24 protein-coding genes and 1 pseudogene are annotated in these 25,937 nt (G+C 60.8%); 11 read left to right on the top strand and 14 right to left on the bottom strand.

Annotated features, from left to right (window positions below; translation table 11 throughout):
- Positions 1-9 precede the first annotated feature (9 nt).
- The 3 genes from alr to dadA form a co-directional block, all read right to left on the bottom strand.
- Complete coding sequence (gene alr / locus HU806_RS17285) at positions 10-1,083, bottom strand: alanine racemase (protein ID WP_186612682.1); 1,074 nt, start codon at positions 1,081-1,083, stop codon at positions 10-12.
- A 96-nt stretch (positions 1,084-1,179) separates the two neighbouring features.
- On the bottom strand, positions 1,180-1,533 hold the full coding sequence (locus tag HU806_RS17280) for a RidA family protein (protein WP_186612680.1): 354 nt from the start codon (positions 1,531-1,533) through the stop codon (positions 1,180-1,182).
- The gene (gene dadA / locus HU806_RS17275; RefSeq protein WP_186612678.1) at positions 1,505-2,809 is read right to left on the bottom strand and encodes a D-amino acid dehydrogenase; all 1,305 of its coding nucleotides are present in this window, start codon (positions 2,807-2,809) and stop codon (positions 1,505-1,507) included. The genes HU806_RS17280 and dadA overlap by 29 nt, the downstream gene beginning before the upstream one ends.
- Before the next feature lie 155 nt (positions 2,810-2,964).
- On the opposite strand from dadA, the gene HU806_RS17270 reads away from it, so the two are divergent.
- Positions 2,965-3,453 (top strand): Lrp/AsnC ligand binding domain-containing protein, encoded by a 489-nt coding sequence (locus tag HU806_RS17270; protein WP_003206849.1) that lies wholly within the window; start codon positions 2,965-2,967, stop codon positions 3,451-3,453.
- Positions 3,454-3,459: 6 nt separating this feature from the next.
- Here HU806_RS17270 and HU806_RS17265 read toward each other — a convergent pair whose 3' ends face one another.
- The gene (locus HU806_RS17265) at positions 3,460-3,813 is read right to left on the bottom strand and encodes a YkgJ family cysteine cluster protein (protein WP_186612826.1); all 354 of its coding nucleotides are present in this window, start codon (positions 3,811-3,813) and stop codon (positions 3,460-3,462) included.
- Positions 3,814-3,958: 145 nt separating this feature from the next.
- Between HU806_RS17265 and HU806_RS17260 the strand changes: the two genes are divergently transcribed.
- Positions 3,959-5,272 carry an NAD(P)/FAD-dependent oxidoreductase gene (locus tag HU806_RS17260; protein ID WP_186612676.1) on the top strand — a complete coding sequence of 438 codons (1,314 nt, stop codon included), beginning with the start codon at positions 3,959-3,961 and terminating at the stop codon, positions 5,270-5,272.
- Between the two features lie 127 nt (positions 5,273-5,399).
- Here the strand turns inward: HU806_RS17260 and HU806_RS17255 are convergent, their stop codons facing one another.
- A complete protein-coding gene (locus HU806_RS17255) occupies positions 5,400-5,645 on the bottom strand; it encodes a DUF1127 domain-containing protein (RefSeq protein WP_186612674.1) in 246 nt (81 codons plus the stop codon).
- A gap of 179 nt (positions 5,646-5,824) precedes the next feature.
- On the opposite strand from HU806_RS17255, the gene HU806_RS17250 reads away from it, so the two are divergent.
- Entirely contained in the window at positions 5,825-7,255 is a 1,431-nt protein-coding gene (locus tag HU806_RS17250) for an aminotransferase-like domain-containing protein (RefSeq protein ID WP_186612672.1), read from the top strand.
- Between the two features lie 37 nt (positions 7,256-7,292).
- Here the strand turns inward: HU806_RS17250 and HU806_RS17245 are convergent, their stop codons facing one another.
- From HU806_RS17245 to HU806_RS17235, 3 genes are all read right to left on the bottom strand, one after another.
- The gene (locus tag HU806_RS17245; RefSeq protein WP_238350198.1) at positions 7,293-9,692 is read right to left on the bottom strand and encodes a fimbria/pilus outer membrane usher protein; all 2,400 of its coding nucleotides are present in this window, start codon (positions 9,690-9,692) and stop codon (positions 7,293-7,295) included.
- Positions 9,693-9,709: 17 nt separating this feature from the next.
- Entirely contained in the window at positions 9,710-10,414 is a 705-nt protein-coding gene (locus HU806_RS17240; RefSeq protein WP_238350197.1) for a fimbria/pilus chaperone family protein, read from the bottom strand.
- A 137-nt stretch (positions 10,415-10,551) separates the two neighbouring features.
- Positions 10,552-11,199: a DUF1120 domain-containing protein gene (locus tag HU806_RS17235; protein ID WP_186612670.1), complete on the bottom strand. Its 648-nt coding sequence runs from the start codon at positions 11,197-11,199 to the stop codon at positions 10,552-10,554.
- A gap of 308 nt (positions 11,200-11,507) precedes the next feature.
- On the opposite strand from HU806_RS17235, the gene HU806_RS17230 reads away from it, so the two are divergent.
- Entirely contained in the window at positions 11,508-13,034 is a 1,527-nt protein-coding gene (locus HU806_RS17230) for a phospholipase D family protein (protein ID WP_186612820.1), read from the top strand.
- 28 nt (positions 13,035-13,062) lie between these two features.
- Here HU806_RS17230 and HU806_RS17225 read toward each other — a convergent pair whose 3' ends face one another.
- Both HU806_RS17225 and HU806_RS17220 read right to left on the bottom strand, forming a co-directional pair.
- Entirely contained in the window at positions 13,063-14,211 is a 1,149-nt protein-coding gene (locus tag HU806_RS17225) for an MFS transporter (RefSeq protein ID WP_186612668.1), read from the bottom strand.
- 149 nt (positions 14,212-14,360) lie between these two features.
- On the bottom strand, positions 14,361-15,854 hold the full coding sequence (locus HU806_RS17220) for an aldehyde dehydrogenase (RefSeq protein WP_186612666.1): 1,494 nt from the start codon (positions 15,852-15,854) through the stop codon (positions 14,361-14,363).
- Between the two features lie 227 nt (positions 15,855-16,081).
- Between HU806_RS17220 and HU806_RS17215 the strand changes: the two genes are divergently transcribed.
- Positions 16,082-16,444 (top strand): cupin domain-containing protein, encoded by a 363-nt coding sequence (locus HU806_RS17215; RefSeq protein ID WP_186612665.1) that lies wholly within the window; start codon positions 16,082-16,084, stop codon positions 16,442-16,444.
- A gap of 78 nt (positions 16,445-16,522) precedes the next feature.
- Here the strand turns inward: HU806_RS17215 and rpmG are convergent, their stop codons facing one another.
- Positions 16,523-16,678, bottom strand: coding sequence for a 50S ribosomal protein L33 (gene rpmG / locus HU806_RS17210; RefSeq protein WP_007894709.1), 156 nt, complete (start codon positions 16,676-16,678; stop codon positions 16,523-16,525).
- An 11-nt stretch (positions 16,679-16,689) separates the two neighbouring features.
- On the bottom strand, positions 16,690-16,923 hold the full coding sequence (gene rpmB, locus HU806_RS17205; RefSeq protein WP_003177273.1) for a 50S ribosomal protein L28: 234 nt from the start codon (positions 16,921-16,923) through the stop codon (positions 16,690-16,692).
- Positions 16,924-17,368: 445 nt separating this feature from the next.
- Between rpmB and HU806_RS17200 the strand changes: the two genes are divergently transcribed.
- Entirely contained in the window at positions 17,369-18,958 is a 1,590-nt protein-coding gene (locus tag HU806_RS17200; RefSeq protein WP_186612663.1) for an ABC transporter substrate-binding protein, read from the top strand.
- Between the two features lie 89 nt (positions 18,959-19,047).
- Here HU806_RS17200 and radC read toward each other — a convergent pair whose 3' ends face one another.
- Complete coding sequence (gene radC / locus HU806_RS17195) at positions 19,048-19,722, bottom strand: RadC family protein (protein ID WP_186612661.1); 675 nt, start codon at positions 19,720-19,722, stop codon at positions 19,048-19,050.
- 144 nt (positions 19,723-19,866) lie between these two features.
- Here radC and coaBC point away from each other — a divergent pair, with 144 nt between their 5' ends.
- From coaBC to argB, 4 genes and pseudogenes are all read left to right on the top strand, one after another.
- The gene (gene coaBC, locus HU806_RS17190; protein WP_186612659.1) at positions 19,867-21,075 is read left to right on the top strand and encodes a bifunctional phosphopantothenoylcysteine decarboxylase/phosphopantothenate--cysteine ligase CoaBC; all 1,209 of its coding nucleotides are present in this window, start codon (positions 19,867-19,869) and stop codon (positions 21,073-21,075) included.
- Positions 21,076-21,079: 4 nt separating this feature from the next.
- Complete coding sequence (gene dut / locus HU806_RS17185) at positions 21,080-21,535, top strand: dUTP diphosphatase (RefSeq protein ID WP_186612657.1); 456 nt, start codon at positions 21,080-21,082, stop codon at positions 21,533-21,535.
- 251 nt (positions 21,536-21,786) lie between these two features.
- Positions 21,787-23,190, top strand: a pseudogene (locus HU806_RS17180) (phosphomannomutase/phosphoglucomutase); the annotation flags it as partial.
- A 19-nt stretch (positions 23,191-23,209) separates the two neighbouring features.
- Positions 23,210-24,115: an acetylglutamate kinase gene (argB, locus tag HU806_RS17175; RefSeq protein WP_030138216.1), complete on the top strand. Its 906-nt coding sequence runs from the start codon at positions 23,210-23,212 to the stop codon at positions 24,113-24,115.
- Positions 24,116-24,308: 193 nt separating this feature from the next.
- On the opposite strand, the gene pyrE is transcribed toward argB, so the two are convergent.
- Positions 24,309-24,953 carry an orotate phosphoribosyltransferase gene (pyrE, locus tag HU806_RS17170; protein ID WP_186612653.1) on the bottom strand — a complete coding sequence of 215 codons (645 nt, stop codon included), beginning with the start codon at positions 24,951-24,953 and terminating at the stop codon, positions 24,309-24,311.
- Between the two features lie 82 nt (positions 24,954-25,035).
- Here pyrE and crc point away from each other — a divergent pair, with 82 nt between their 5' ends.
- Positions 25,036-25,815 carry a catabolite repression control protein Crc gene (crc, locus tag HU806_RS17165; protein WP_003177265.1) on the top strand — a complete coding sequence of 260 codons (780 nt, stop codon included), beginning with the start codon at positions 25,036-25,038 and terminating at the stop codon, positions 25,813-25,815.
- Positions 25,816-25,937 lie beyond the last annotated feature (122 nt).

Genomic DNA, 25,937 nt, shown 5'->3' with positions numbered 1-25,937 from the left:
CGTTTTGCCTCAGGCCCCGGAATAGAGCCGTGGCACACGCCGCAGGTTGCAGAAAATCTGGTAGGGAATGGTGTCGGCGGCCTTCGCGACATCGCTGGCGAGGATGTTTTTGCCCCACAGCTCCACAGTCGAGCCGAGCCCGGCCTGAGGAATATGGGTCAGGTCCACGCACAGCATGTCCATCGACACTCGTCCGACCAGCTGGCTGCGCTGGCCATCCACCAGGACCGGCGTACCGTTTGGCGCCTGGCGCGGGTAGCCGTCGGCATAGCCCATGGCAACCACGCCGACCCGGGTCGGTTGCGCCGTCACAAAGCGAGCGCCGTAGCCCACCGGCTCGCCGGCGGGAAGCTCGCGCACGCTGATGATCCTCGATTCCAGTGTCATGACCGGTTGCAGGCGCGAAGCCACGGCATTGGCCTCCTCGAACGGCGTCGCGCCGTACAGCATGATGCCCGGCCTCACCCAATCGCTCGGTATTTGCGGCCAACCCAGGACCGCCGGCGAATTGCGCAGGCTGACCTCGGCCGCCAAGCCCTGGCGGGTCTGCTCGAACACTGCCAGTTGTTGCAGGCTGCTGGGGTCATGCAACTCGTCAGCGCGGGCGAAGTGGCTCATCAGGACGATCTTCGCCACCTTGCCGCTCGCCAACAGGCGACGATACGCCGCCTGATAGTCGGTCGGGTGCAATCCAACCCTATGCATTCCCGAATCGAGCTTGAGCCAGACCGTGATCGGCGCGCCCAATGTTGCGCGTTCAATCGCTTCGAGCTGCCACAACGAATGCACCACGCACCAGAAATCGTGCTCGACGATCAACGGCAGTTCATCGGCCTCGAAGAACCCCTCCAACAGCAGGATCGGCCCGGCAATCCCACCGGCCCGCAGCTCCAGGGCTTCTTCGATGCAGGCCACGGCGAACCCGTCGGCCGTTTCCTGCAAGGCCTCGGCGCAGCGCACCGCGCCATGCCCATAGGCGTCCGCCTTGATCACGGCAAGGGCCTTGGCCCCGGTAACTTCGCGGGCCAGTTGGTAGTTGTGACGCAAGGCTTGGAAATCGATCAGGGCGCGGGCAGGACGCATGGCGGCAGGCTTCTAGGCGGTCAGAAATAAAAAATCCGGCGCGGGCTGGCAGGGTGGACCACCCACAGCGCCGGGAGAGGGATCGTTTGGCCGGTATTAAGGCAGCGCAGCCACGACGGACAGCTCCACCAGGATCTCTGGCTCACACAGCTTGGCCTCCACCGTGGCCCGGGCCGGGGCGACGCCTTTGGGTAACCATTGGTCCCAGACGGCGTTCATGCCTTCGAAGTGGGCCTCGATGTCCTTCAGGTAGATCGTCACCGATAACAGTCGCGTCTTGTCGGTCCCGGACAGGTCCAGCAAGCGCTCGATATTGGCCAGGGTTTCGCGGGTCTGCTGTTCAATACCGCCGCTCATGTCGTCGCCGACCTGCCCGGCCAAATAAACGGTGCCGTTGTGCAGGACGACCTGACTCATGCGGTCATTGGTGAGCTGGCGCTGTATTGACATGTTTCGCGGTCTCCTGAGGTTTGCTGCCATAACGGGAAATATCGAGGCCTTCGGCGCTGATCTGCGGCTTTTTCTTCGCCATCAGATCCGCCAGCAAGCGACCGGAACCGCACGCCATGGTCCATCCGAGGGTGCCGTGGCCGGTATTGAGGAACAGGTTCTTGAACGGTGTGGCGCCGACGATCGGTGTGCCGTCCGGGGTGGTCGGACGCAGGCCGGTCCAGAAGCTGGCCTGGGCCAGATCGCCGCCCAGAGGATAAAGGTCGTTGACGATCATCTCCAGGGTTTCACGCCGGCGCGGATTGAGCGAGAGGTCAAAACCAGCAATTTCCGCCATGCCGCCGACGCGAATGCGGTTGTCGAAACGGGTGATAGCGACCTTGTAGGTTTCGTCGAGAATCGTCGAGGTCGGTGCCATCGCCGGGTCGGTGATCGGCACGGTCAGCGAATAACCCTTGAGCGGGTATACCGGCGCACGAATACCCAGCGGCTTGAGCAATTGCGGCGAGTAGCTGCCCAGGGCGAGGACGTAACGGTCGGCGGTTTCCAGCTTGCCGTCGATCCAGACGCCGTTGATGCGATCACCGGCAAAATCCAGGCGCTCGATGTTCTGGTCGAAGCGGAACTGCACGCCGAGCTTCGCAGCCATTTCCGCCAGGCGCGTGGTAAACATCTGGCAATCGCCGGTCTGATCGTTAGGGAGGCGCAAAGCACCGGCCAGGATGTCGGTGACGTTGGCGAGGGCCGGCTCGACCCGGGCGATACCTTCACGATCGAGCACTTCGAACGGCACGCCAGACTCTTTCAGCACCGCGATGTCTTTCGCCGCGCCATCGAGCTGGGCCTGGGTGCGGAACAACTGTGTAGTCCCCAGGCTGCGCCCTTCGTAGGCAATACCGGTTTCGACACGCAACTCGTCAAGGCAATCGCGGCTGTACTCGGACAGGCGGACCATGCGCTCCTTGTTGATCGCATAACGATTGGCGGTGCAGTTACGCAGCATCTGCGCCATCCACAGGTATTGGTCGATGTCGGCGGTGGCCTTGATCGCCAGCGGCGCGTGGCGCTGCAACAGCCATTTGACCGCCTTGAGCGGCACGCCCGGCGCGGCCCACGGCGAGGCGTAACCTGGCGATACCTGGCCGGCGTTGGCGAAACTGGTTTCCATGGCAGGCGCCGGCTGACGGTCGACCACCACTACTTCAAACCCGGCACGGGCCAGATAGTAAGCACTGACGGTACCGATGACGCCGCTACCCAAGACCAGAACGCGCATGTTGAAGCCCTCATCGCGGATAACCGCTGACGTTTGTTATACAAAGCCGTATTGAGCGCAGTGTAAAAAAGATCAGGCAGTGCTTTTCACTATATAAATGCCTATATTTGGCGAGAATTCTCGGCAAAAACCCTTTTCACGGAGGCACATCACCTGTGCGTACCAATACCCAGACCAAGCGCGAGCTGGACAAGATCGACCGCAACATCCTGCGCATCCTCCAGGCGGACGGGCGAATCTCCTTCACCGAGTTGGGCGAGAAGGTCGGCCTCTCCACCACACCCTGTACCGAGCGGGTGCGGCGCCTTGAGCGCGAAGGGATCATCATGGGCTACAACGCCCGGCTCAACCCGCAGCACTTGAAGGGTAGCTTGCTGGTGTTCGTCGAGATCAGCCTGGACTACAAGTCTGGCGATACGTTCGAAGAGTTCCGACGCGCGGTGCTGAAGCTGCCTCACGTGCTGGAATGTCACTTGGTGTCGGGGGACTTTGATTATCTGGTGAAAGCGCGGATTTCCGAAATGGCCTCGTACCGCAAGCTGCTGGGCGACATCCTGCTCAAGTTGCCCCACGTTCGAGAGTCCAAGAGCTACATCGTGATGGAGGAAGTTAAGGAGAGCCTGAACCTGCCGATTCCGGACTGAGCGCGTCTAGACCAACACCTGCCGGGTACTCGCCATGTATTCATGGATCTGCTTCTCGATCCGCGGATGAATCAACTCCACCGGCCTGCGCCCATTGGGGCACGGCAAGGTCGCCGTAGTGCCGAACAGCCGGCAGATCAAGGGTCGCTCGTCGTACACCGTGCAACCGTTCGGCCCCAGGTGCACACAGTCGAGCGCTTCCATGGCGGCGTCCTGTTCGGCGCGGGTCTTGCGCGGCAGGCGAGCCATTTCCTCAGGCGAGGTGGTCACCGGTCCGCAACAGTCATGGCAGCCCGGCACGCACTCGAACGTAGGAATCTGCTGACGTAGCGTGCGGATTTTTTGACTGTTGCAGCTCATCGAGGCGATACCGAGTCGGGACAGCCCTGGATTCTGCCTTAAAAGCCACAGGCCAGACAGCGCCAGGCGACCGGTGTTGCTCACGGTCGAATCCACGGCTTATGCTCCGTAAAATTTCTCAAACACAACAATCAGGATTACGCACATGAACGCCCGTGTTCAGCAACCTGTCCCGAGCCACGCGCACGCCGCCTCTTACTACGCCGCCAGCAGCCTGCCGCAGCCGGACCATCCGGTGTTGCAAGGCGAGTTGGTGGCGGATGTCTGCGTGGTGGGCGGCGGGTTTTCCGGGTTGAACACCGCGATCGAATTAGCCGAACGCGGCATGAGCGTTGTCCTGTTGGAAGCACACAAGATCGGCTGGGGCGCCAGCGGGCGTAACGGCGGCCAGCTGATTCGCGGCGTTGGCCATGGTCTCGGCCAGTTCGCCCCGATCGTTGGCGCCGACGGCGTCCGCCAGATGAAACTGATGGGGCTCGAAGCGGTGGAAATCGTCCGCCAACGGGTCGAGCGTTTTCAGATTGCCTGTGACCTCACCTGGGGTTACTGCGACCTCGCCAATAAACCCGGTGACTTGCAAGGCTTCGCCGAAGAGGCCGAGGAGCTGCGCAGCCTGGGTTATCGCTACGAAACCCGGCTGTTGCAGGCCGATGAGATGCACAGCGTGGTGGGCTCGGATCGCTACGTTGGCGGCCTGATCGACATGGGCTCGGGTCACCTGCATCCGCTTAATCTGGCGCTGGGCGAAGCGGTCGCGGCGCAGCAATTGGGCGCCCGGCTGTTCGAACGATCGGCCGTCGTGCGCATCGATTATGGTCCGCAGGTCAACGTGCACACCGAGCAAGGCTCGGTCCGCGCCAAGACGCTGGTGCTGGGGTGCAACGCCTACCTCAACGGCTTGAACCCGGAACTGAGTGGCAAAGTGTTGCCCGCCGGCAGCTACATCATCGCCACCGAACCCTTGAGCGAAGCCCAGGCACAGGCGCTATTGCCGCGAAACATGGCGGTCTGCGACCAGCGGGTGGCCCTGGATTACTACCGGCTTTCGGCGGACCGTCGCTTGTTGTTCGGCGGCGCCTGTCATTACTCCGGTCGCGACCCGCAAGACATTGGCGCTTATATGCGTCCGAAGATGCTCAAGGTATTCCCGCAATTGGCGGACGTGAAGATCGACTACCAATGGGGCGGGATGATCGGCATCGGCGCCAACCGTTTGCCGCAGATTGGCCGATTGAAAGATCAACCGAATGTGTATTACGCCCAGGCCTATTCCGGTCACGGCGTGAATGCCACGCACCTGGCCGGCAAACTGTTGGCCGAAGCCATCAGCGGACAGCAAGGCGGTGGGTTCGACCTGTTCGCCAAGGTGCCGCACATGACGTTCCCGGGCGGCAAGTATTTGCGTTCCCCCCTGCTCGCGCTGGGGATGTTGTGGCATCGGTTGAAGGAGTTGGTTTAACCAAGACCGTGGCGAGGGAGCTTGCTCCCGCTGGGTTGCGTGGCACCCTCAGATTTTGCGGTCGCTTCTCAACCGAGCGGGAGCAAGCTCCCTCGCCACAGGGTTTCGCACTCATTTTTCCCAAACTTCAAAGCCGCCAGAACGGCTTGAGGCCTTCTGCCCGGGCCTGCTCCCGGGTCAGCCCGATGTCTTGCAACTGTTCGGGTGTGAGCTCCAACAACGCTTTGCGTGTATGCAGGCGATGCCAGAACAGGCCCCAGCGACTCAGGCCGGACGGAGCATTGCGCAACATTGCCTCACGCAGCCCCTTTTCCTGCCCTGCCACCAGTTCCTGACTGTGTAACGTCAGCCGCACATCGCTCAAGCCGTTCATTTTTGATCGCTCCTGTTTACTTGGGTAGCCAGAGCTTTCATGATGCGCGGACAGACAAAAGCGATACAGATTCAAAAAATATCTTTTATAAGCATACAGAATCGACATTTTTACGACTGAATTGTAATTTTGTGCCCCATCTGTATCGGTTCCGTTTTCCATCTCATCGGGATTGCACCATGACCCTCTACGTGAACCTCGCCGAACTGCTCGGTACTCGCATCGAACAGGGCTTCTACCGCCCAGGCGACCGGCTGCCGTCGGTGCGCGCCTTGAGCACGGAACACGGAGTCAGCCTGAGCACCGTCCAGCAGGCCTATCGCGTGCTGGAGGACAGCGGGCTAGCGACGCCGAAACCCAAATCTGGCTATTTCGTCCCGGTCAGCCGCGAATTGCCGGACCTGCCGGCCGTAGGTCGTCCGGCCCAGCGTCCGGTGGACATCTCCCAGTGGGACCAGGTCCTGGAACTGATACGCGCCGTACCGCGCAAGGACGTAGTGCAGCTCGGGCGCGGCATGCCCGACATCCATTCACCGACGCTTAAACCGTTGCTACGCAGCCTGGCGCAGATCAGTCGACGGCAAGACATGCCCGGCCTGTATTACGACAATATCTACGGCAACCTCGAGTTACGTGAACAGATCGCCCGGCTGTCCCTGGACTCCGGCTGCCAGCTGGGCGCCAACGACCTGATCGTCACCACCGGCTGTCACGAAGCATTGTCAGTGAGCGTGCGCGCCACTTGCGAACAGGGCGATATCGTCGCAGTGGATTCGCCTAGCTTTCACGGCGCCATGCAAACATTGAAGGGCCTGGGCATGAAAGCCCTGGAAATTCCCACCGACCCACTCACCGGTATCAGCCTGGAAGCATTGGAGCTGGCACTGGAGCAATGGCCGATCAAGGCCATACAGTTGACGCCCAGCTGCAATAACCCGCTGGGCTACATCATGCCCGAGGCCAACAAACGCGCCCTGCTGACCCTGGCGCAACGCTTCGATGTGGCGATTATTGAAGACGATGTATATGGCGAATTGGCCTACACGTACCCCCGTCCGCGCACGATCAAATCCTTCGACGATGACGGCCGCGTCCTGCTCTGCAGTTCTTTTTCCAAGACCCTTGCACCGGGCCTTCGAATTGGCTGGGTTGCACCGGGTCGATACTTGGAGCGGGTGCTGCACATGAAATACATCAGCACCGGCTCCACCGCCCCGCAACCGCAGATTGCAATCGCGGAGTTTCTCAAGGGTGGGCATTTCGAACCCCATCTGCGCCGCATGCGCACCCAATACCAGCGCAATCGCGACGTCATGATGGATTGGGTCAGCCGCTATTTTCCCCAAGGCACCCGCGCGAGCAGACCCCGGGGCAGCTTCATGCTCTGGGTCGAATTACCCGAGGGTTTCGATACGCTGAAGCTCAATCGCCTGCTCCATGACCAGGGTGTGCAGATCGCCGTCGGCAGCATCTTTTCGGCGTCAGGCAAATACCGCAATTGCCTGCGCATGAACTACGCCGCCAGGCCGACCCCGCAAATTGAAGAAGCCGTGCGCAAGGTAGGGGCCGCGGCTATCAGGTTGCTGGACGACACCCCTGCACTTTCATGAATGTCGTTCAGCCCGGCGTCTTGGATGATTTGGCGCGTCACCCCGTCTGACAGACCACGTCGGCGCTGTCATAGGGTCCTGAAGACACTGGCAAGCGTCCAGTGTCCAGCTCCAGGCTGCAAGCACGGTCATCGGGCAGCATCACCCGCAGCTGAACCACGGCAGGCGCGTCGTCAAGATACACCAGGCCCGTATCGACTACCGTGGTCAGGTACTGACTGTGCTGGTCATACACGCCAAAGCCCTTGGTCACCGGCGCCCCGTCCTCGGTGCGAATATTCAGCATCAGGCGACGTACCGAGCCAGCCTGGAAGTCGAGCCGTGGCACCGCTCCGCGTGCGACCTGTACTTCCTGAAAACCGTTGGGGACATCAAGGTTGCGCGGCAGGCTCGTCGTGTCGATTTCAACCCGACTGACCCGGTAGGCGGGCAAACTGGACGCCACCGCGCGACCCGCGGCGTCGGTCCAGACGGGACCGTGGGGCGTGCCGATCTTGACCCCCGCGTCATCGCCGACCTTGATCAAGCCAAAGGTGTCTCGCAACGGATAAGGCGAAGGCGTCACGCCGTCCTCGTGCAAGGCCAATCCACCACGCAGGGCCATATCATAATGACGGCCCCCAGCGTCGCCGCGAGAGAAGCCGAGATCAATGCTGGTATAACGGGGCAAGCCGCTGAGCCTGGCGTTGAGATCGTCTCGACCAGTGGCCGAGCGGTCGACGCCGATGCTGTAGCCCAGGCCATCGCTGACCTGCTCTGCGTAACGGGCTCCGGTACGCAACCCTCGGACATCATCCTGGCGGGCAAAAGTGCTGATCCTCCGATTGCGCCCCAAGGGCAAGCTGAGGTTGGCGGACACACCGGTGTTGCGTGTTTGTCCGACCCGATCATGTTGTGCGCTCAATGATAAAGTCGTCCTGTCGAATGTTTGCGACCAGGCTGTGCTGATCCGTGCAGCATCCCGCCCCGCGACCCCGGAATAGCGCGTCAGCGATCCGCTGAGCGCTCCCCATCGCGGATCCGCGTGTCTCAAGGAAATTGCCCAATGACGCTCTGCCCAGGCGAGCCGATCATCGGCCCTGGAGGTCAGCCCCGTCTCTGCCAGATGCTGGAAACCTTTACTGCGTCGCCCCGTGGTCAACCCGACGGACAGCCCCTCCCCCAAAACCGTACTGACCGCCGCCTGCAAGTCGTGTCCCTGGGTACCCCGGGCCGTTCTCGAACCCAGCTGCTGGAACCGCGCGGTCATGTTCCGCGTCAGTGCCTGGTCAATTCCCCAACCCACGGAGCGATATTCGTCAGCGCCCATCAGCCCCGCGCTCAGCTGCGTTATCGGCCCCAACCGCCAGTCCCGGCTCAGGGCAAGAAATGACGGCGTATCGCGCCCATCCTGGTTGAGTCGCCGTACCTTACCGGCCGCCAGCGCATAACTGGGCACGGCTCCCAGGCTCACGGGACGCAGATTGGCTGCGGGCACACGGAAATCGCGGCGCTCGCCGTTTTCTTCCAGAACGCTGACCTCCAGATCCAGACGCTCGCTGAGCAGCGGCAAATCGTTCAGAGTGAAAGGCCCGGCGGGGACCAGCGTGTTGTAGATCACCACGCCGCTCTGCCGGACTTCAATTCGTGCTGTCGAGTAGGCCAACCCCTGCACCAACGCCCCGCTGCCCAGGCCGTTTGCGACCTGCGACAGCGCCGTTTCAGGCAAGATCTGCACGCCTAGAAACGGTTCTCCCGCAAACAACGCTGAACGCATATTCAATTGGCCCAATTGAACCTGCGCTCCGTAGCGCTCCCACGTCTTTGACGCCTGGGTGTACAGCGTTTCGAAGCGCGCCACCCCATCAAACGAGGTGTAGTTCTGGCGACTGCGCACCACCCAATCACCGGCGTTGAATCCCAACTCGGTGCCTAAGCTGCGGTACTGGCTGGATTGCCCGTCGGCGGTACCCGCCACCATCAGCGCATCGTAATTGAGGACCCCGGCCATCCCGCCCGAAGTCCAGGCTTTCGGCTGGGTCGCCGGCGCAAGCAACCAATCGGTGGGTACCAGCAGGCGGACCAGGTTCTGCCCCGGTTCAAGCCATACCTGAGCGCCGGCCAGCCCTTCGGCGATCGGCAAGCACTGTGTTTCTACAGACTCAGGATACAAGCCTGATGGTGCGGCTATCCCCGCCCGCTCAAGCAGGCTCGCATCCAGGCACGGCTGTCCTGACTCATCAAAAATGGCCGATGCTTGCACCGCCGAGGCCCCGTTGACGCTCAAGGAAATCCGATTGCGTCCAGCCGGAAATCGCGGTGCATGGCGAAAATACTCGGCAATCTGTGGATCGACTCCCCGAGCCTCCAGTACCGAACGATCGAACCCGGCATAGGCCTGGGCCATGCTTTCGGCTTGTATCGCCCCAAGCAGGGCCATGCCGACGGCCAGGCGCAAACAGGCCTCAAGATGCACTATTGCAAACTCAAATGTGCGTCGTAACTGTCAGCTGCAAAACCGTAGGTGGTTGCCGGAACCAGCCGGACGTGAGTACCCAGGCCTGAAGTCGTGCTCAGGGTCAGTGTCTCTCCGGGCAGAATATAAGTGCGTCCCAGGTCCAGCATCGCACCACCTGGAACCAGGCTCACCGAGCGAGCCATCCGGACCACATACGGGCTGGGATTGTTCACGCGGACCATGCCACCCTTGGCGCTCCAGACCAGCCGCCGCCAGGGTGCTCGATCTACCGCGAGCCCGGCCGGGCGAAGAATTACCGGGATGTTCTGCCGCACGCCCATGGTGATCTGCGCACCACTGGCCGCCGGACGCGACTGGATCCCCTCGAACACCACGCGCTTGAGCCGCTCCGTCTTCAGGGGAGCGGTACTGTGCAGGATAAAACGCACTTGCTGGCTCTGGCCCGGTTCGACCCGGGCCACTGGCGGACTCACTACCAGCAAGTGCTCTTCATCCTCTGGAAGATGAATGACCGAGCTATGCAGCAATGCCGGCTGAGCATCGGTGTTCCTGACAGTCAATGTCGCCTCGCCCTTGCCTTCGTCGACGATCACGACTGGCGTTTCCGGGACCATTCCGGCTCCCTGGGCGCTTTGGAAGGTAAATGCCAGGCACAGCACCGCGACCGCGCTGAGCATCGGTGAAGGTGTTGGAAAAAACATGGGAATCTCCAGAGGGCATCGGTCAGGCCAGCAGTACAAACGGCTTCGCCTAGACCCCGCCGTCCCGCAAGAGCGTGGCCCTTTCAGGCGAACAGGCGGTTTTCAGGCGCCTGTCACGCTCCGTCATATGTCAGGACTCAGAGGTAGAACACATCGAACGTCACCGAGCCGTCGAGATCGAACTCGTCGTTGGTCGGCGGCAGATCGGAGGTCGGGCGAATGGCCGCGACGACCTGCATCGGGAAGGCATGCAGACGGGCAGCGGCTGGGCCAGCCAGGGCATTGGGCCCCCACGAATAAGTCGGCGTATTGGCGACCAAGCCGTTGCTGGACACCTGCCAGGCCGGGTTGGCGGCCGTTCGCATCAGCAAGCTCTGCGGGTTGCCATCAGCCATCGGCTGGCCGGACAACAGACCGAAACCACCGATACCCTCGCCTTGGGTGCTGCCCAGGCCAAAGTAAAGATCGTTATCGCGACGGCCATTGAAAACCAGCCCCGGCACCTTGGTAGCGCCGCGGTTATCGGTGACGGCAATTTCCAACGCGGCCGGTGCGTCACAGGAAATTTGCAGCATGATGTCCCGAGGCGGCAGATCGTTTTGCTGGTTTGGGTCCAGGGTCGAGGAGAAGATCCGTCCCAGGTTGACCTCATTGCCGCCGGCAAATGCCGGGATGCAAGAGGTCGGGATAACCCGGCCAGTCACGTTCAAGTCGACATTGGCCGCTTGGGCGGCGAATGGGATCAACGTGGCGGCCAGCGTGCTGGCGAAAATAATAGTTTTCATACTCACGTACCTGTGAAATGGCTGGAAGACCTCGGTGCAGCAACTTCGGACTTCGCCGCTGCAAACGCCGGCGCATAGTTACCTGTCGCACAGGATTTTTCTGTAGGAAAAAGCTCCATTCAGGAAGGTACTTTTCAACCAGGCTCGTAGCCTTCTCAGCCTATGAGGGCACTGGGACTTCCCGAGCTGCGTCTTAGGGTTGGGATGGACGTGAGAAATCAGAAGCCGTGCCATACTTCGCTCTCCACGATGCCGGGTGACTCCATTTGAGACAGAATTTTGTCCTGCCCCTCACGCTGTTGCTCGCCATGTTGCTCAATGGCTGCGCGAGCCTTGATGGAGCGCGCGAGCCCAGCCAGGCATTGCCGGCGACGGGTTCTGCCTTTGGCCGTTCGGTTCAGGCCCAGGCTGCGCCACATGAGGGTCGCTCGGGCTTCCGCCTGCTTTCCGACAGCACCGACGCCTTCATCGCCCGGGCCGAGCTGATCCGCAATGCGCAAAGCAGCCTCGACTTGCAGTACTACATCGTTCATGACGGCATCAGCACGCGAATGTTGATCGATGAACTGCTCAAGGCCGCGGACCGGGGCGTGCGGATCCGGATTCTCCTGGATGACACCACCAGCGATGGCCAGGATCAGACTATCGCAACCCTCGCCGCTCACCCCCAGATACAGATCCGCCTGTTCAATCCGCTGCACCTGGGGCGCGCCACTGGCGTCACCCGCAGTCTTGGACGTCTATTCAACCTGTCACTGCAACACCGCCGCATGCACAACAAGCTGTGGCTGGCGGACAACAGCATGGCCATCGTCGGCGGCCGCAATTTGGGGGATGAGTATTTCGACGCCGAACCAAACCTGAATTTCACTGACATCGACTTGCTCGGCGTCGGGCCGGTGGCCGAGCAACTGGGGCACAGCTTCGACCAATACTGGAATAGCGCGCTGAGCAAGCCCATCGAACAATTCTTGTCCCATCAGCCTACTGCCAAAGACTTGGCCAACAGCCGCTTGCGCCTGCAACAATCGTTGGAGCAAACGCACAAGGAAAACCACGCGCTTTATCAGCAGTTGACCGCCTACAAGACCCAGCCCCGCCTGGACACGTGGCGCAAGCAATTGACCTGGGCCTGGAACCAGGCACTGTGGGACGCGCCCAGCAAAGTGCTGGCCAAGGATGAACCAGACCCGCAGCTCTTGCTGACCACCCAGCTGGCGCCGGAGCTGACCGGCGTCAACAAAGAACTGATCATGATCTCGGCCTATTTCGTCCCCGGCCAGCCAGGCTTGGTGTACCTGACCAGCCGCGCCGATGCCGGCGTGTCGGTGAGCCTGCTGACCAACTCCCTGGAAGCCACTGATGTGCCCGCCGTGCATGGCGGCTATGCACCGTATCGAAAAGCCCTGTTGCAACACGGCGTGCGCCTGTTCGAACTGCGACGGCAGCCGGGCGACAGTGGCAGCAGCCCGCACCTGTTCTACAGCAAGTCCTACGGTGAGTCGGACTCCAGCCTGCACAGCAAGGCGATCATCTTCGATCGGCAGAAATCGTTCATCGGCTCGTTCAACTTCGACCCTCGTTCGGTGCTATGGAATACCGAAGTCGGCGTGCTGGTAGACAGCCCTGAGCTTGCCGGCCAAGTGCGCGAACTGGCCCTGCAGGGCATGGCGCCGCCCCTGAGCTATCAGGCCCGGCTCAATGATGCTGGTGAGCTGGTTTGGACCACCGAAGACAACGGCAAGCTGCACGACCTGGATCGCGAGCCAGGCAGTTGGTGGCGCCGATTCAACGCGTGGTTCGCCACGACGATCGGGTTGGAGCAGATGCTTTAGACGCCGATCGTTTTCATGGCAAGCGGATTTATGAGCGGGCCGCTCGTGTCGCTCCGAACGCACCTTGGCGCAACAACAGCATGACCAATCCGAACGCGCCCGCCGCCATGAACAAGGGCAGCGCATGCCCGCTGACCCACTGGCTGCCCGCCCCCGCCACCAGTGGACCGACCAGGCATCCGATCCCCCATAGCTGGGCAATATGGGCGTTGGCTCGCACCAGCGCATCGTCGCGGTAACGCTCGCCGATCAGGATCAGCGACAAAGTGAACAATCCTCCCGCGCTGGCACCAAACAGCACCCACAACGGCCAGATCAACAACGTATCGATCAGCAACGGAACCGCCAGGCTCGATAACATCAGCGCGACCGCACACCCGGTGAACAACGACCGACGCGACAGGTGATCAGCGAGCGCACCAATGGGCAACTGCAACAAAGCATCACCCACCACCACCGTACTGACCATGGCCAGCGCAATATCGGCGCTAAAGCCTTGGCGCAGACAATAGACCGGCAACAGCGTCAAGATCATCGCCTCGAACGCCGCGAACAATGACACGGCCCAACCAATCGCCGGCAAGCCTCGGCAAAAGCCCCAGAGATCCTTGAACGTGACACCGCTGGACTCGCTGGTGGGCGCACCCGTGCGGCCGAGCAACAGCAACGGCGAAACCAGGAGCAGGCCGACACCCACCCAGAAGCCATAGTCGTGTTCGGTCCCCAGTGCGCCCAGCAACAAGGGGCCGGACAGTTGGCTCAGAGCGTAGCTGCTGCCATACAGCGCCACCAATCGCCCGCGCCATTGCTCGATGACCAACTGATTGATCCAGCTTTCACCCAGGATGAACACCAGAGTCAGGACCACGCCAATCAGTAGCCGCAGCAGCAACCAGACCGGATAGCTCGGCAAGAACGCGAGCAGACCGATGGACAACGCCCCACCCCACAGACAGAGACGCATCAATGCGGCCGTGCCGAAACGTGCCGCCAGCCGGCTCGATACCTTCGCCCCGACCAGCACGCCAATCGCCGGCATGGCGGCCATGACACCAATGGCGAACGAGCCGTAACCCCAGCCCTCCAGGCGCAACGACACCAGCGGCATGCTCACGCCCAGGGCCAGGCCGACACTCAGGACCGACGCCAGTACGGCGAAATAGGTCGCCCAACGCATTACCACGCTCCTGTGGACAATTAACTTCCAACCCTGCACGAAGCAAATGTGAGAGCGGGCTTGTTCACGAAGACGGCTTCCCATTCAACAACCAGGTTGAGTGAAGCTCCGCCTTCGCGAGCAAGCCCGCTCCCACAAGGTTTTTACAGTTACAGCTTGATCCAGGTCGCCTTCAGTTCAGTGTACTTGTCGAACGCATGCAGCGATTTGTCGCGACCGTTGCCCGACTGCTTGAAGCCACCGAACGGCGCCGTCATGTCGCCGCCGTCGTACTGATTGACCCACACGCTGCCGGCGCGCAGTGCCTTGGCAGTCAGGTGAGCCTTGGAAATGTCCTTGGTCCATACTGCCGCAGCCAGGCCGTAAGGCGTGTCGTTGGCGATCTGGATGGCCTCTTCGGCACTGTCGAAGGCGATGACCGACAACACCGGGCCGAAAATTTCTTCCTGGGCGATTTTCATCGCGTTGCTCACGCCGTCGAAAATCGTCGGCTCGACGTAGGTGCCGCCGGATTCCTCGAGAATCCGCTTGCCGCCGGCCACCAGCTTGGCGCCGTCGCTGTGACCGGCCTCGATGTAGGACAGCACGGTATTCATTTGCTGGGTATCGACCAGGGCGCCGACATTGGTCGCCGGATCGAGTGGATTTCCAGGCTTCCAACCCTTGAGGGCTTCGATCACCAATGGCAGGAACGCGTCCTTGATGGATCGCTCCACCAATAGACGTGAGCCAGCGGTGCAGACCTCGCCCTGGTTGAAGGCAATGGCGCTGGCGGCGGATTCGGCCGCAGCCTGCAAGTCGGGGGCATCGGCGAACACGATGTTCGGGCTCTTGCCGCCGGCTTCCAGCCAAACGCGCTTCATGTTGGATTCACCGGAATAAATCATCAATTGCTTGGCGATTCGGGTGGAGCCGGTGAACACCAGCGTATCGACGTCCATGTGCAACGCCAGGGCCTTGCCGACGGTGTGACCGTAGCCCGGCAACACGTTCAGCACACCTTTCGGAATACCGGCCTCGATAGCGAGGGCCGCAATGCGGATCGCGGTCAGCGGGGATTTTTCCGATGGTTTCAGTACCACGGAGTTACCGGTGGACAATGCCGGGCCGAGCTTCCAGCAGGCCATCATCAGCGGGAAGTTCCATGGAACGATGGCGCCGACCACACCGACGGGTTCACGAGTCACCAGACCCAACTGGTCGTGAGGAGTCGCTGCCACTTCATCGTAGAGTTTGTCGATCGCCTCACCGCTCCAGCTCAAGGCTTGGGCAGCACCGGGCACATCGATGTTCAGCGAGTCGCTGATCGGCTTGCCCATGTCCAGGGTTTCCAGCAGGGCCAGCTCTTCAGCGTTCTGTTTGAGCAGGCCTGCGAAGCGAATCATGGTGGCTTTGCGCTTGCTCGGCGCCAGGCGCGACCAGACGCCGGAATCGAACGTGGCGCGAGCATTTTCGACAGCACGCTGGGCGTCGGCCACGTCGCAGCTGGCGATTTTGCCCAGCAGGCGGCCATCGACCGGACTGAGGCAATCAAAGGTTTCGCCGGACACCGCATCGGTGTATTCACCGTTGATGAAGGCGCGGCCTTCGATCTTCAGGTCGCGGGCGCGCTGTTCCCAGTCGGCACGAGTCAGGGTGGTCATGCGAGTGTCCTCCTCTTGTTGGATACGAACGCCGCGTCATGCGCAGCGTTGAAGAAATTCTGCTCGGCGCTATTTTCGGCACAGGGCACCCGCCACCCTAAACCAGCCGCCGCTGATGTTTCAATATATTTGACACAACACCAGCAAACGGCCTTGCGATGTTCGTTTTAATAAACATAGACTTTGCTTCTCCAGCCATTCGCGCCGCACAGACCGGGGACTACCGCATGAGCATTCAGGACATCGTCGATTTCAGCCAGGCCAGCACCGCCGCCGAACGTTATCGCCCGGACCCGGCCAAGGTACTCAAGGGTGATCCCGAACAAACCGTCTTCAATCATTACAACAGCCCATGCGGACAGATGAACGCCGGGGTCTGGGAAGGCGCGGTCGGCCAGTGGACGGTCAACTACACCGAACACGAGTACTGCGAGATCGTCCAGGGTGTCTCGGTGCTGCGTGACGACGAGGGGAATGCCAAGACACTTCGAGCCGGCGACCGCTTCGTGATTCCCGCCGGGTTCAAGGGCACATGGGAAGTGCTGGAGGCGTGCCGCAAGATCTATGTGGTGTTCGAGGATAAAGCCTGAGTTCCACCCTCAGGAACCGGCCACAAAAAAGGCCCGTATCGCGAGATACGGGCCTTTTTTGTAAGAGGGAAAAATCAATTACTTGATTTTGCCTTCCTTGTAGATCACGTGCTTGCGAACAACCGGATCAAATTTCTTGATCTCGATTTTGTCCGGGGTAGTACGCTTGTTTTTGTCGGTAGTGTAGAAGTGACCAGTACCGGCGCTCGAGATCAAACGAATCAATTCACGCATGATTAGCTCCCTTAAACCTTGCCATCGCGACGAAGTTCGGCCAGCACGACACTGATGCCACGCTTGTCGATGATACGCATGCCCTTGGCAGATACGCGCAGACGCACAAAACGTTTCTCTTCTTCAACCCAGAAGCGATGATGCTGCAGGTTCGGCAGGAAACGACGACGGGTTTTGTTGTTTGCGTGGGAAATGTTATTCCCAGTCACCGGACCCTTACCGGTAACTTGACAGACTCTCGACATGCCTCAGCCCTCTAAAACCACATGCCCAACCCGGCATGGGTTGGCCGCTTAATCTCTCAGTCATTTGGCGCCAGGCGCCGCGTTTCTTTAAGGGTCTTACCGGCTACACCTACAGTGAAGGAACCGGGCCCCTAGAAAAGAGCGCTGCTTTATACCAGAAAGACCCAGGCACAACAACAGCCGGTGTGATTTGTCTTGCTGGGAAAACCTCCCCCGGCAGCCCCAGGCGGCTGGCGCAAGGGCCGGCGGCGTCCTGACCGCTCGTCGCGGCATCCAGGTTTTTTCGGCCGACGGTAAGTCCAGGCCGTTAGCGCACCGGCAAACCGCAGGAAAGAGTGCCGGAAAATGCAAAAGGGGGATAGTCATTTGCGAGCGAGCCCACTAGGGTAGACCTTTTCCAGACTGCACTCGCAGATGGGCCTCCGACCTGCACAGGAAATCAATCATGCGCCTCGCTGCCCTACCCTTGTTGCTCGCCCCTCTGCTGATCAGCCCGCTGGCCCAGGCCGCCGCCCTGAGCGTGTGTACCGAGGCCAGCCCGGAAGGATTCGATGTCGTTCAATACAACTCGCTGACCACCACCAATGCTTCCGCCGACGTGCTGATGAACCGCCTGGTGGACTTCGACACGGCCAGCGGCAAAGTGGTCCCGAGCCTGGCCGAGAGCTGGGAAGTCTCGCCCGATGGCCTGGCGTATGTCTTCAAGCTGCGCCCACGGGTCAAGTTCCACCACACCGATTACTTCACGCCGCGCCGCGACCTGACCGCCGAAGACGTCAAGTTCAGCTTTGACCGCATGCTGGATCCGGCCAACCCTTGGCACAAGGTTGCGCAAAGCGGCTTCCCTCACGCCCAATCCATGCAACTGCCGGCGCTGATCACAAAGATCGATGCGCTGGACCCATTGACGGTGCGCTTCACCCTCGACCATGCGGATTCAACTTTCCTGGCGACATTGAGCATGGGTTTTGCGTCGATCTATTCAGCCGAATATGCCGACCAGTTGATCAAAGCCGGCAAGCCGGAACTACTCAACAACCAGCCCATAGGCACTGGCCCGTTCATATTCAACCGGTTCCAGAAGGACGCCTCGATTCGCTACAAGGCCAACGGCGACTACTTTGGTGGCAAACCCCAAGTGGATCCGTTGATCTTCGCCATCACGCCGGACGCCAACGTTCGCTTGCAGAAACTGCGGCGTAACGAATGCCAGATCGCCTTGTCGCCCAAGCCGTTGGACGTACAGGCCGCCAAGCAAGAGCCTACGCTGAAAGTGGAACAGACCGAGGCCTTCATGACCGCGTTCCTGGCGATCAACAGTCAGCATCCACCATTGGATAAGCCCGAAGTCCGACAAGCCATCAACCTGGCCTTTGACAAGCCCAGCTACCTGAAGACCGTTTTCGAGGGCACCGCCGAAGCGGCCAACGGCCCTTACCCACCCAATACCTGGAGCTACGCCAAAAACCTGCCTGGCTATGCCCATGATCCGGCAAAGGCTCGTGAGCTGCTGGCCAAGGCCGGACTGAAGGAAGGCTTCAAGACCACCATCTGGACCCGCCCCTCCGGCAGCCTGCTCAATCCCAATCCGAGCCTCGGCGCGCAGTTGCTGCAGTCGGACCTGGCACAAATCGGTATCCAGGCGGAAATCCGCGTGATCGAATGGGGCGAACTGATCCGCCGCGCCAAGGCTGGCGAACACGACCTGCTGTTCATGGGCTGGGCAGGCGACAACGGCGACCCGGACAACTTTCTCACCCCGCAGTTTTCCTGCGCGGCGGTGAAATCCGGCACCAACTTCGCCCGTTACTGCAATCCAGACCTGGACAAGCTGATCGGCGCCGGCAAGACCACCAGCGAACAAGGCGTGCGCTCCAAGCTTTATGAGCAGGCCCAGGCGCAGATCCAGCAACAGGCCCTGTGGCTGCCCTTGGCGCACCCCACGGCGTTTGCCCTGACCCGCAAGGATGTCCAGGGCTACTCGGTGAGCCCGTTTGGGCGCCAGGATTATTCGAAGGTCAGCCGTAAGCCGTAAGCCGTAAGCCGTAAGCTGCAAGCTGCAAGCCAAGAGCAGAACGCGCGCAGCTCTTACTTGCCGCTTCAAGCTTGAAGCTTGCCGCTGCCTCAAATCCACCCATACTCCGCCATCGACAGCGGCTCCCCATCGCCGACGATAAAATGATCGAGCACCCGCACATCTATCAGCTCCAGCGCCTCCTGAAGCCGTTTGGTGAGCATCCGGTCGGCCTGGCTGGGCTCGGTGTTGCCCGAAGGGTGGTTGTGACACAGGATCAACGCGGCGGCGTTGTGGGCCAGAGCGCGCTTGACCACTTGCCGGGGATGGACACTGGCGCTGTCGATAGATCCGCGAAACAACGCCTCGAAAGTCAGTACCTGATGTTTGGAATTGAGAAACAGGCAACCGAACACCTCGTGGGGTTCGTGGCGCAGTATGGACTTCAGGTATTCACGAACCGCGAAGGGACTTTCCAGCAAGGTCTTTTCGCGCGCCCGTTCAGCCAAATGACGACGACTCATTTCCTGAGCCGCTTGCAGTTGTGCAAACTTCGCCGGCCCGAGCCCCAAGTGATTACTGAATGTAATCTGATCGGCTTCAAGCAGGGCGCGCAGACCGCCAAACTGAGTCAACAGTTGCCGCGCCAGATCCACCGCGCTTTTGCCCGCCACGCCCGTGCGTAAAAAAATTGCCAGCAGCTCGGCGTCCGAAAGACTCTCCGCCCCCGACGTCAATAACCGTTCCCGTGGCCGCTCGGCGACAGGCCAATCACGAATACTCATGGTATCTCCCTGAAAGTGGGCGCCGCTGTTCCGTAGCGGACGCTGTGATATCTTAGCCCATCTTTTTTGCAGGCGATTTGCACCCTGGCAGGCTGTTGCCGAGGGTTCGCCCTGCACTGACCACTGAAATCGAAAGGCAGGCCTATGCAGCGGCTGTATCGGAAACGCATCGTTCTGGGCGTCGGCGGCGGCATCGCCGCCTACAAGAGCGCTGAGCTGGTTCGCAGGCTTATCGACCAGGGCGCGGAAGTGCGGGTCGTCATGACCCGCGGCGGCAGTGAATTCATCACGCCGCTGACCATGCAGGCATTGTCCGGACACCCGGTCCACCTGGATTTGCTCGACCCCGCAGCCGAGGCTGCCATGGGCCACATCGAACTGGCCAAATGGGCCGACCTGGTCTTGATTGCCCCGGCCACCGCCGACCTGATCGCCCGTTTGGCCCAAGGTATCGCCAATGATCTGCTGACGACGCTCGTACTTGCCACCGACGCCGTGGTCGCCGTGGCACCAGCAATGAACCAGGCCATGTGGCGCGACCCGGCCACCCAGGCCAACCTGCAATTGCTCGAAAGTCGCGACCTCAAGGTTTTTGGCCCAGCCTCGGGCAGCCAGGCGTGTGGCGATGTCGGCATGGGCCGCATGCTGGAGGCTACCGATCTGGCCCAATGCGCCGCCGACTGCTTCAAGCGCGAGGCCCTGACCGGCAAGCATGTGCTGATTACCGCCGGACCGACCCAGGAAAACATCGACCCGGTGCGCTACATCACCAACCATAGCTCGGGAAAAATGGGCTTCGCCCTGGCGGAAGCAGCCGTCGAGGCGGGCGCCCGGGTGACGTTGATCACCGGCCCGGTGCATCTGCCGACCCCGGACCGGGTCACGCGTATCGACGTGGTCAGCGCCCGGGACATGCTCGCGGCCTGCGAAGCGGCCATCCCGTGCGACCTGTTCATCGCCTCGGCAGCCGTCGCGGACTACCGCCCCGAAGTCGTCGCCCCGCAAAAATTGAAGAAAGATCCTACCAGCGGCGATGGCCTGCTCCTGCAAATGGTGCGTAACCCTGACATCCTGGCCACCATCGCCACTCGCCCCGATCGTCCGTTCAGTGTGGGTTTTGCCGCCGAAACCGAACATTTGCTCGACTACGCCGCGCGCAAGCTCAAGGACAAGAACCTCGACTTGATCGTCGCCAATGACGTTGCCAACCCGAGCATCGGCTTCAACAGCGAAGAAAACGCCTGCAGCGTGATCGACCGCCAGTTGCACGCCACACTTTTCGCCCAGACCAGCAAGGGCAAGATTGCCCGCCAACTGATCACTTTTATCGCCGACCGGCTGAACCAGGTTTAACTTCATGCACGCTCTACAAGCCAAAATCCTCGACCCACGCATCGGTAATGAATTCCCGCTGCCGCAATACGCCACACCGGGCTCCGCCGGCCTTGACCTGCGGGCGATGCTCAAGCAGGACACGATCCTGGAACCGGGCCAGACCCTGCTGATTCCTACCGGCCTGTCCGTCTACATTGGCGATCCCGGCCTGGCCGCACTGATCCTGCCGCGCTCGGGCCTGGGCCATAAGCACGGCATCGTGCTGGGCAACCTGGTCGGCCTGATCGACTCCGATTACCAGGGCGAATTGATGGTGTCGTGCTGGAATCGCGGCCAGACCGCTTTCAACATCCAGGTGGGCGAGCGCGTTGCCCAATTGGTATTGGTGCCGGTGGTCCAGGCACACTTCGAGCTGGTCCAGGAATTCGACGAGAGCCAGCGCGGCGCCGGCGGTTTCGGACATTCCGGCAGCCACTGATCCGCCGTTCCAGGCCGGGCGTCGTGCCCGGCCGCTTTATTAAGCTTCTGTTTCAGGACGAAAAATGCGCAACGGGTCCCGACGACGTTTCCCATCCGGAATCAACGTTTTAGACCGTTCAGGCTGGGGTAACGCTATCTCATGGCACTTTCCCACCGCGAACTCTCTGTCAAAAACGCCGTCATACCCTTCAGCTTGAGCCTGCCGACGCCTGTCGTCGGCCTGTCCAGTCACTTTCCTGATAGAGCGCCCCGCCCATGAACACCCCAGCCGCAATCGCCCCAATCTTCCCTGACAGCATCTTTCGCGCCTACGACATCCGTGGCGTGGTGCCGGAAACCCTGACGGCTGAAACCGCCTACTGGATCGGCCGGGCCATCGGCTCCCAAAGCCTGGCCCAGGGCGAACCCAACGTGAACGTTGGCCGTGACGGCCGCTTGTCCGGCCCGGAGCTGGTCGAGCAGTTGATCAAAGGCATCGCCGACAGCGGCTGCCACGTCACCGACGTTGGCCTGGTACCGACTCCGGCGCTGTATTACGCCGCCAATGTACTGGCCGGCAAATCCGGCGTGATGCTCACCGGCAGCCACAACCCGTCGAACTACAACGGCTTCAAGATCGTCATCGCCGGCGACACCCTCGCCAACGAGCAGATCCAGGCCCTGCACACCCGCCTCAAGACCAATGACCTGAGCAGCGGCCAGGGCAGCGTGACCAAGGTTGATATCCTGGAGCGCTACAACGACGAAATCGTCAACGACGTGAAGCTCGCCCGCCGCTTGAAAGTGGTGGTCGACTGCGGCAACGGCGCGGCCGGCGTGATCGCCCCGCAACTGATCGAAGCGCTGGACTGTGAAGTCATCCCATTGTTCTGCGACGTGGACGGCAACTTCCCCAACCACCACCCGGATCCGGGCAAGTTGGAAAACCTGCAGGACCTGATCGCCAAGGTCAAGGAAACCAATGCCGACCTCGGCCTGGCCTTCGACGGCGACGGCGACCGCGTGGGCGTGGTGACCAACACCGGCAGCGTCGTGTTCCCGGACCGCCTGCTGATGCTGTTCGCCAAGGATGTCGTAGCACGCAACCCTGATGCCGAAATCATCTTCGACGTGAAATGCACCCGTCGCCTGATCCCGCTGATCAAGGAATATGGCGGTCGTCCGCTGATGTGGAAGACCGGCCATTCGCTGATCAAGAAAAAAATGAAACAAAGCGGCGCCCTGCTGGCTGGCGAGATGAGCGGCCACATCTTCTTCAAGGAGCGCTGGTTCGGTTTTGATGACGGCATCTACAGCGCCGCGCGCCTGCTGGAGATCCTCAGCAAGGAGAAATCCACGGCTGAAGAGCTGTTCGCCACCTTCCCGAACGATATTTCCACGCCGGAAATCAATATCCATGTGACCGAAGAGAGCAAATTCAGCATCATTGATGCACTGCACGACGCCCAGTGGGGCGAAGGCGCCGAACTGACCACCATCGACGGTGTGCGGGTCGACTACCCACAAGGCTGGGGCCTGGTTCGCGCCTCCAACACCACCCCGGTGCTGGTGCTGCGTTTCGAGGCTGACAACGAGGCCGAACTGCAGCGCATCAAGGATGTGTTCCACGCCCAACTCAAACGTGTTGCACCTGATCTCCAACTACCGTTTTGATTCATCACCGGAGCCCTGAATGACCCTCGAACGCGAAGCCGCCGCCAACACCGCCAAGGTCCTGTCCGAAGCGTTGCCTTATATCCGACGCTACGTCGGCAAGACCCTGGTGATCAAATACGGCGGCAACGCGATGGAAAGCGAGGAGCTGAAAACCGGCTTCGCCCGCGACATCGTGCTGATGAAGGCCGTGGGGATCAACCCGGTGGTGGTACATGGTGGTGGGCCGCAGATCGGTGACCTGCTCAAGCGCCTGTCGATCGAGAGTCACTTCATCGATGGCATGCGCGTTACCGACGCGCAGACCATGGATGTGGTGGAGATGGTCCTGGGCGGCCAGGTGAACAAGGACATCGTCAACCTGATCAACCGCCACGGCGGCAGCGCCATTGGCCTGACCGGCAAGGACGCCGAGCTGATCCGGGCGAAGAAGCTCACCGTGACCCGCCAGACCCCAGAGATGACCCAACCGGAAATCATCGACATTGGCCAGGTAGGCGAAGTGGTCGGCATCAACACCGACCTGCTGAACCTGTTGGTCAAGGGCGATTTCATCCCGGTCATTGCACCGATCGGCGTGGGCGCCAACGGGGAGTCGTACAACATCAACGCCGACCTGGTGGCCGGCAAAGTCGCCGAAGCACTGAAGGCCGAGAAGTTGATGCTGCTGACCAACATTGCCGGCCTGATGGACAAGACCGGCAAGGTCCTGACCGGACTGTCGACCCAACAGGTCGACGACCTGATCGCCGACGGCACCATCTACGGCGGCATGCTGCCGAAGATTCGTTGCGCGCTGGAAGCGGTACAGGGCGGCGTTGGCAGCTCGCTGATCATCGACGGCCGGGTTCCGAACGCGATCCTGCTGGAGATCTTCACCGATACGGGTGTGGGTACGTTGATCAGTAATCGCAAGCGTCCATAAGCGACACCGGTAAAAAAAGACCCCGCTCAACCTGGTTGAGCGGGGTCTTTTTTCATCACTTATTCAGATGATGCTTGTGTGGCGAGGGAGCTTGCTCCCGCTCGATTGTGCAGCGATCGCCAAAATGTTGGGGCCGCTGCGCGGCCCAGCGGGAGCAAGCTCCCTCGCCACCAGATCAAAATCAAGGGTCATTTCAAACGCCGAACTGCGCCCGATAAGCCTCAACCGCTGGTAAATGCTGCTTGAGCTGCGGATCGTCGGCCAAGAACTCCAGTACCTGGTTCAGCGACACAATGCTGATCACCGGGATGCCGAAGTCGCGCTCCACTTCCTGGATCGCCGACAGCTCACCGTTGCCGCGCTCCTGGCGGTTCAGGGCGATCAGCACGCCGGCGGCCTTGGCGCCTTCCTGGGAAGCGATGATCTGCATCACTTCACGAATAGCGGTACCGGCGGTGATCACGTCGTCAATGATCAAGACTTCCCCAGTCAACGGCGCGCCAACCAGGCTACCGCCTTCGCCGTGGGCCTTGGCTTCCTTGCGATTGAAGCACCAGGGCAGGTCGCGGTCGTGATGTTCGGCCAGGGCGACAGCAGTAGTGGCGGCCAGCGGGATGCCTTTGTAGGCCGGGCCGAACAATACGTCGAACGGGATGCCGCTCTCGACAATGGCCGCTGCATAGAACCGGCCCAACTGCGCCAGGGCGGTTCCGCTGTTGAACAGGCCGGCGTTGAAGAAGTACGGGCTCGTGCGCCCGGACTTGAGGGTGAATTCACCGAAGCGCAAAACGCCGCGATCGATGGCAAAGCGAATGAAATCGCGCTGATACGCCTGCATGAAAAAAGCCTCAAATACCGCGGATTTAGCTAAATAGGTATACGGCGTGTATCATACACGCACGTGATTTTTGGGGCCATTTATGCGGATCATCAGTGTGAACGTCAATGGTATTCAGGCTGCAGTCGAGCGTGGTTTGCTCAGTTGGCTGCAAGCACAGAATGCCGACGTCATCTGCCTGCAGGACACCCGCGCCTCCGCCTTTGAACTGGACGATGCAGCCTTCCAACTGGATGGTTACTTCCTTTATGCCTGCGATGCCGAAGTCCCCGCCCAGGGTGGCGTGGCTTTGTACTCGCGGCTGCAACCGAAGGCTGTCATCAACGGTCTCGGTTTCGAGACGGCGGACCGCTACGGGCGCTACCTGCAAGCCGATTTCGACAAGGTCAGCATCGCGACCTTACTGCTCCCTTCGGGGCAGAACGGCGATGAAGATTTGAATCAGAAATTCAAGTTGATGGACGACTTCGCCCGTTATCTTGATAAACAGCGGCGCAAACGTCGCGAGTACATCTACTGTGGCTCGCTGTACGTGGCGCAACAGAAGCTGGATATCAAGAACTGGCGCGACAGCCAACAATCTCCTGGTTTCCTGGCGCCGGAACGCGCTTGGATGGACGAGATCGTGGGCAACATGGGCTATGTCGACGCCCTGCGCGAAGTCAGCCGAGAAGGCGACCAGTACAGCTGGTGGCCAGACAACGAGCAGGCCGAGATGCTCAACCTCGGCTGGCGTTTCGACTACCAGTTGCTGACGCCCGGGTTGCGACGCTTCGTACGCAGCGCCCGGCTGCCGCGCCAGCCACGGTTCTCGCAGCATGCGCCGCTGATCGTGGATTACGACTGGACGCTGACGATCTAAGACACCCAGTGCAAAAAAGCCGACATTCAATCAGACTGTGTGAAAACCTAGCAATCTGTTGGTCGGTTGAAGAAAATGCCCGTATCGCAAGATACGGGCATTTTTCTTATGCGCTATATCCA

This window comes from Pseudomonas sp. SWRI154, assembly GCF_014268645.1.
Taxonomy (GTDB): domain Bacteria; phylum Pseudomonadota; class Gammaproteobacteria; order Pseudomonadales; family Pseudomonadaceae; genus Aquipseudomonas; species Aquipseudomonas marvdashtae.
The sequence above is the reverse complement of the archived record's forward strand: the minus strand, read 5'-3'. Positions and strand labels throughout refer to the sequence as shown.

Excerpts from the sequence above, each read along its gene's own strand:
- alr (WP_186612682.1), bottom strand. The coding sequence starts at position 1,083 with ATGCGTCCTGCCCGCGCCCTGATCGATTTCCAAGCCTTGCGTCACAAC.
- HU806_RS17280 (WP_186612680.1), bottom strand. The coding sequence starts at position 1,533 with ATGTCAATACAGCGCCAGCTCACCAATGACCGCATGAGTCAGGTCGTC.
- dadA (WP_186612678.1), bottom strand. The coding sequence starts at position 2,809 with ATGCGCGTTCTGGTCTTGGGTAGCGGCGTCATCGGTACCGTCAGTGCT.
- HU806_RS17265 (WP_186612826.1), bottom strand. The coding sequence starts at position 3,813 with ATGAGCTGCAACAGTCAAAAAATCCGCACGCTACGTCAGCAGATTCCT.
- HU806_RS17260 (WP_186612676.1), top strand. The coding sequence starts at position 3,959 with ATGAACGCCCGTGTTCAGCAACCTGTCCCGAGCCACGCGCACGCCGCC.
- HU806_RS17255 (WP_186612674.1), bottom strand. The coding sequence starts at position 5,645 with ATGAACGGCTTGAGCGATGTGCGGCTGACGTTACACAGTCAGGAACTG.
- HU806_RS17250 (WP_186612672.1), top strand. The coding sequence starts at position 5,825 with ATGACCCTCTACGTGAACCTCGCCGAACTGCTCGGTACTCGCATCGAA.
- HU806_RS17240 (WP_238350197.1), bottom strand. The coding sequence starts at position 10,414 with ATGTTTTTTCCAACACCTTCACCGATGCTCAGCGCGGTCGCGGTGCTG.
- HU806_RS17235 (WP_186612670.1), bottom strand. The coding sequence starts at position 11,199 with ATGAAAACTATTATTTTCGCCAGCACGCTGGCCGCCACGTTGATCCCA.
- HU806_RS17230 (WP_186612820.1), top strand. The coding sequence starts at position 11,508 with ATGTTGCTCAATGGCTGCGCGAGCCTTGATGGAGCGCGCGAGCCCAGC.
- HU806_RS17225 (WP_186612668.1), bottom strand. The coding sequence starts at position 14,211 with ATGCGTTGGGCGACCTATTTCGCCGTACTGGCGTCGGTCCTGAGTGTC.
- HU806_RS17220 (WP_186612666.1), bottom strand. The coding sequence starts at position 15,854 with ATGACCACCCTGACTCGTGCCGACTGGGAACAGCGCGCCCGCGACCTG.
- HU806_RS17215 (WP_186612665.1), top strand. The coding sequence starts at position 16,082 with ATGAGCATTCAGGACATCGTCGATTTCAGCCAGGCCAGCACCGCCGCC.
- rpmG (WP_007894709.1), bottom strand. The coding sequence starts at position 16,678 with ATGCGTGAATTGATTCGTTTGATCTCGAGCGCCGGTACTGGTCACTTC.
- rpmB (WP_003177273.1), bottom strand. The coding sequence starts at position 16,923 with ATGTCGAGAGTCTGTCAAGTTACCGGTAAGGGTCCGGTGACTGGGAAT.
- HU806_RS17200 (WP_186612663.1), top strand. The coding sequence starts at position 17,369 with ATGCGCCTCGCTGCCCTACCCTTGTTGCTCGCCCCTCTGCTGATCAGC.
- radC (WP_186612661.1), bottom strand. The coding sequence starts at position 19,722 with ATGAGTATTCGTGATTGGCCTGTCGCCGAGCGGCCACGGGAACGGTTA.
- coaBC (WP_186612659.1), top strand. The coding sequence starts at position 19,867 with ATGCAGCGGCTGTATCGGAAACGCATCGTTCTGGGCGTCGGCGGCGGC.
- dut (WP_186612657.1), top strand. The coding sequence starts at position 21,080 with ATGCACGCTCTACAAGCCAAAATCCTCGACCCACGCATCGGTAATGAA.
- argB (WP_030138216.1), top strand. The coding sequence starts at position 23,210 with ATGACCCTCGAACGCGAAGCCGCCGCCAACACCGCCAAGGTCCTGTCC.
- pyrE (WP_186612653.1), bottom strand. The coding sequence starts at position 24,953 with ATGCAGGCGTATCAGCGCGATTTCATTCGCTTTGCCATCGATCGCGGC.
- crc (WP_003177265.1), top strand. The coding sequence starts at position 25,036 with ATGCGGATCATCAGTGTGAACGTCAATGGTATTCAGGCTGCAGTCGAG.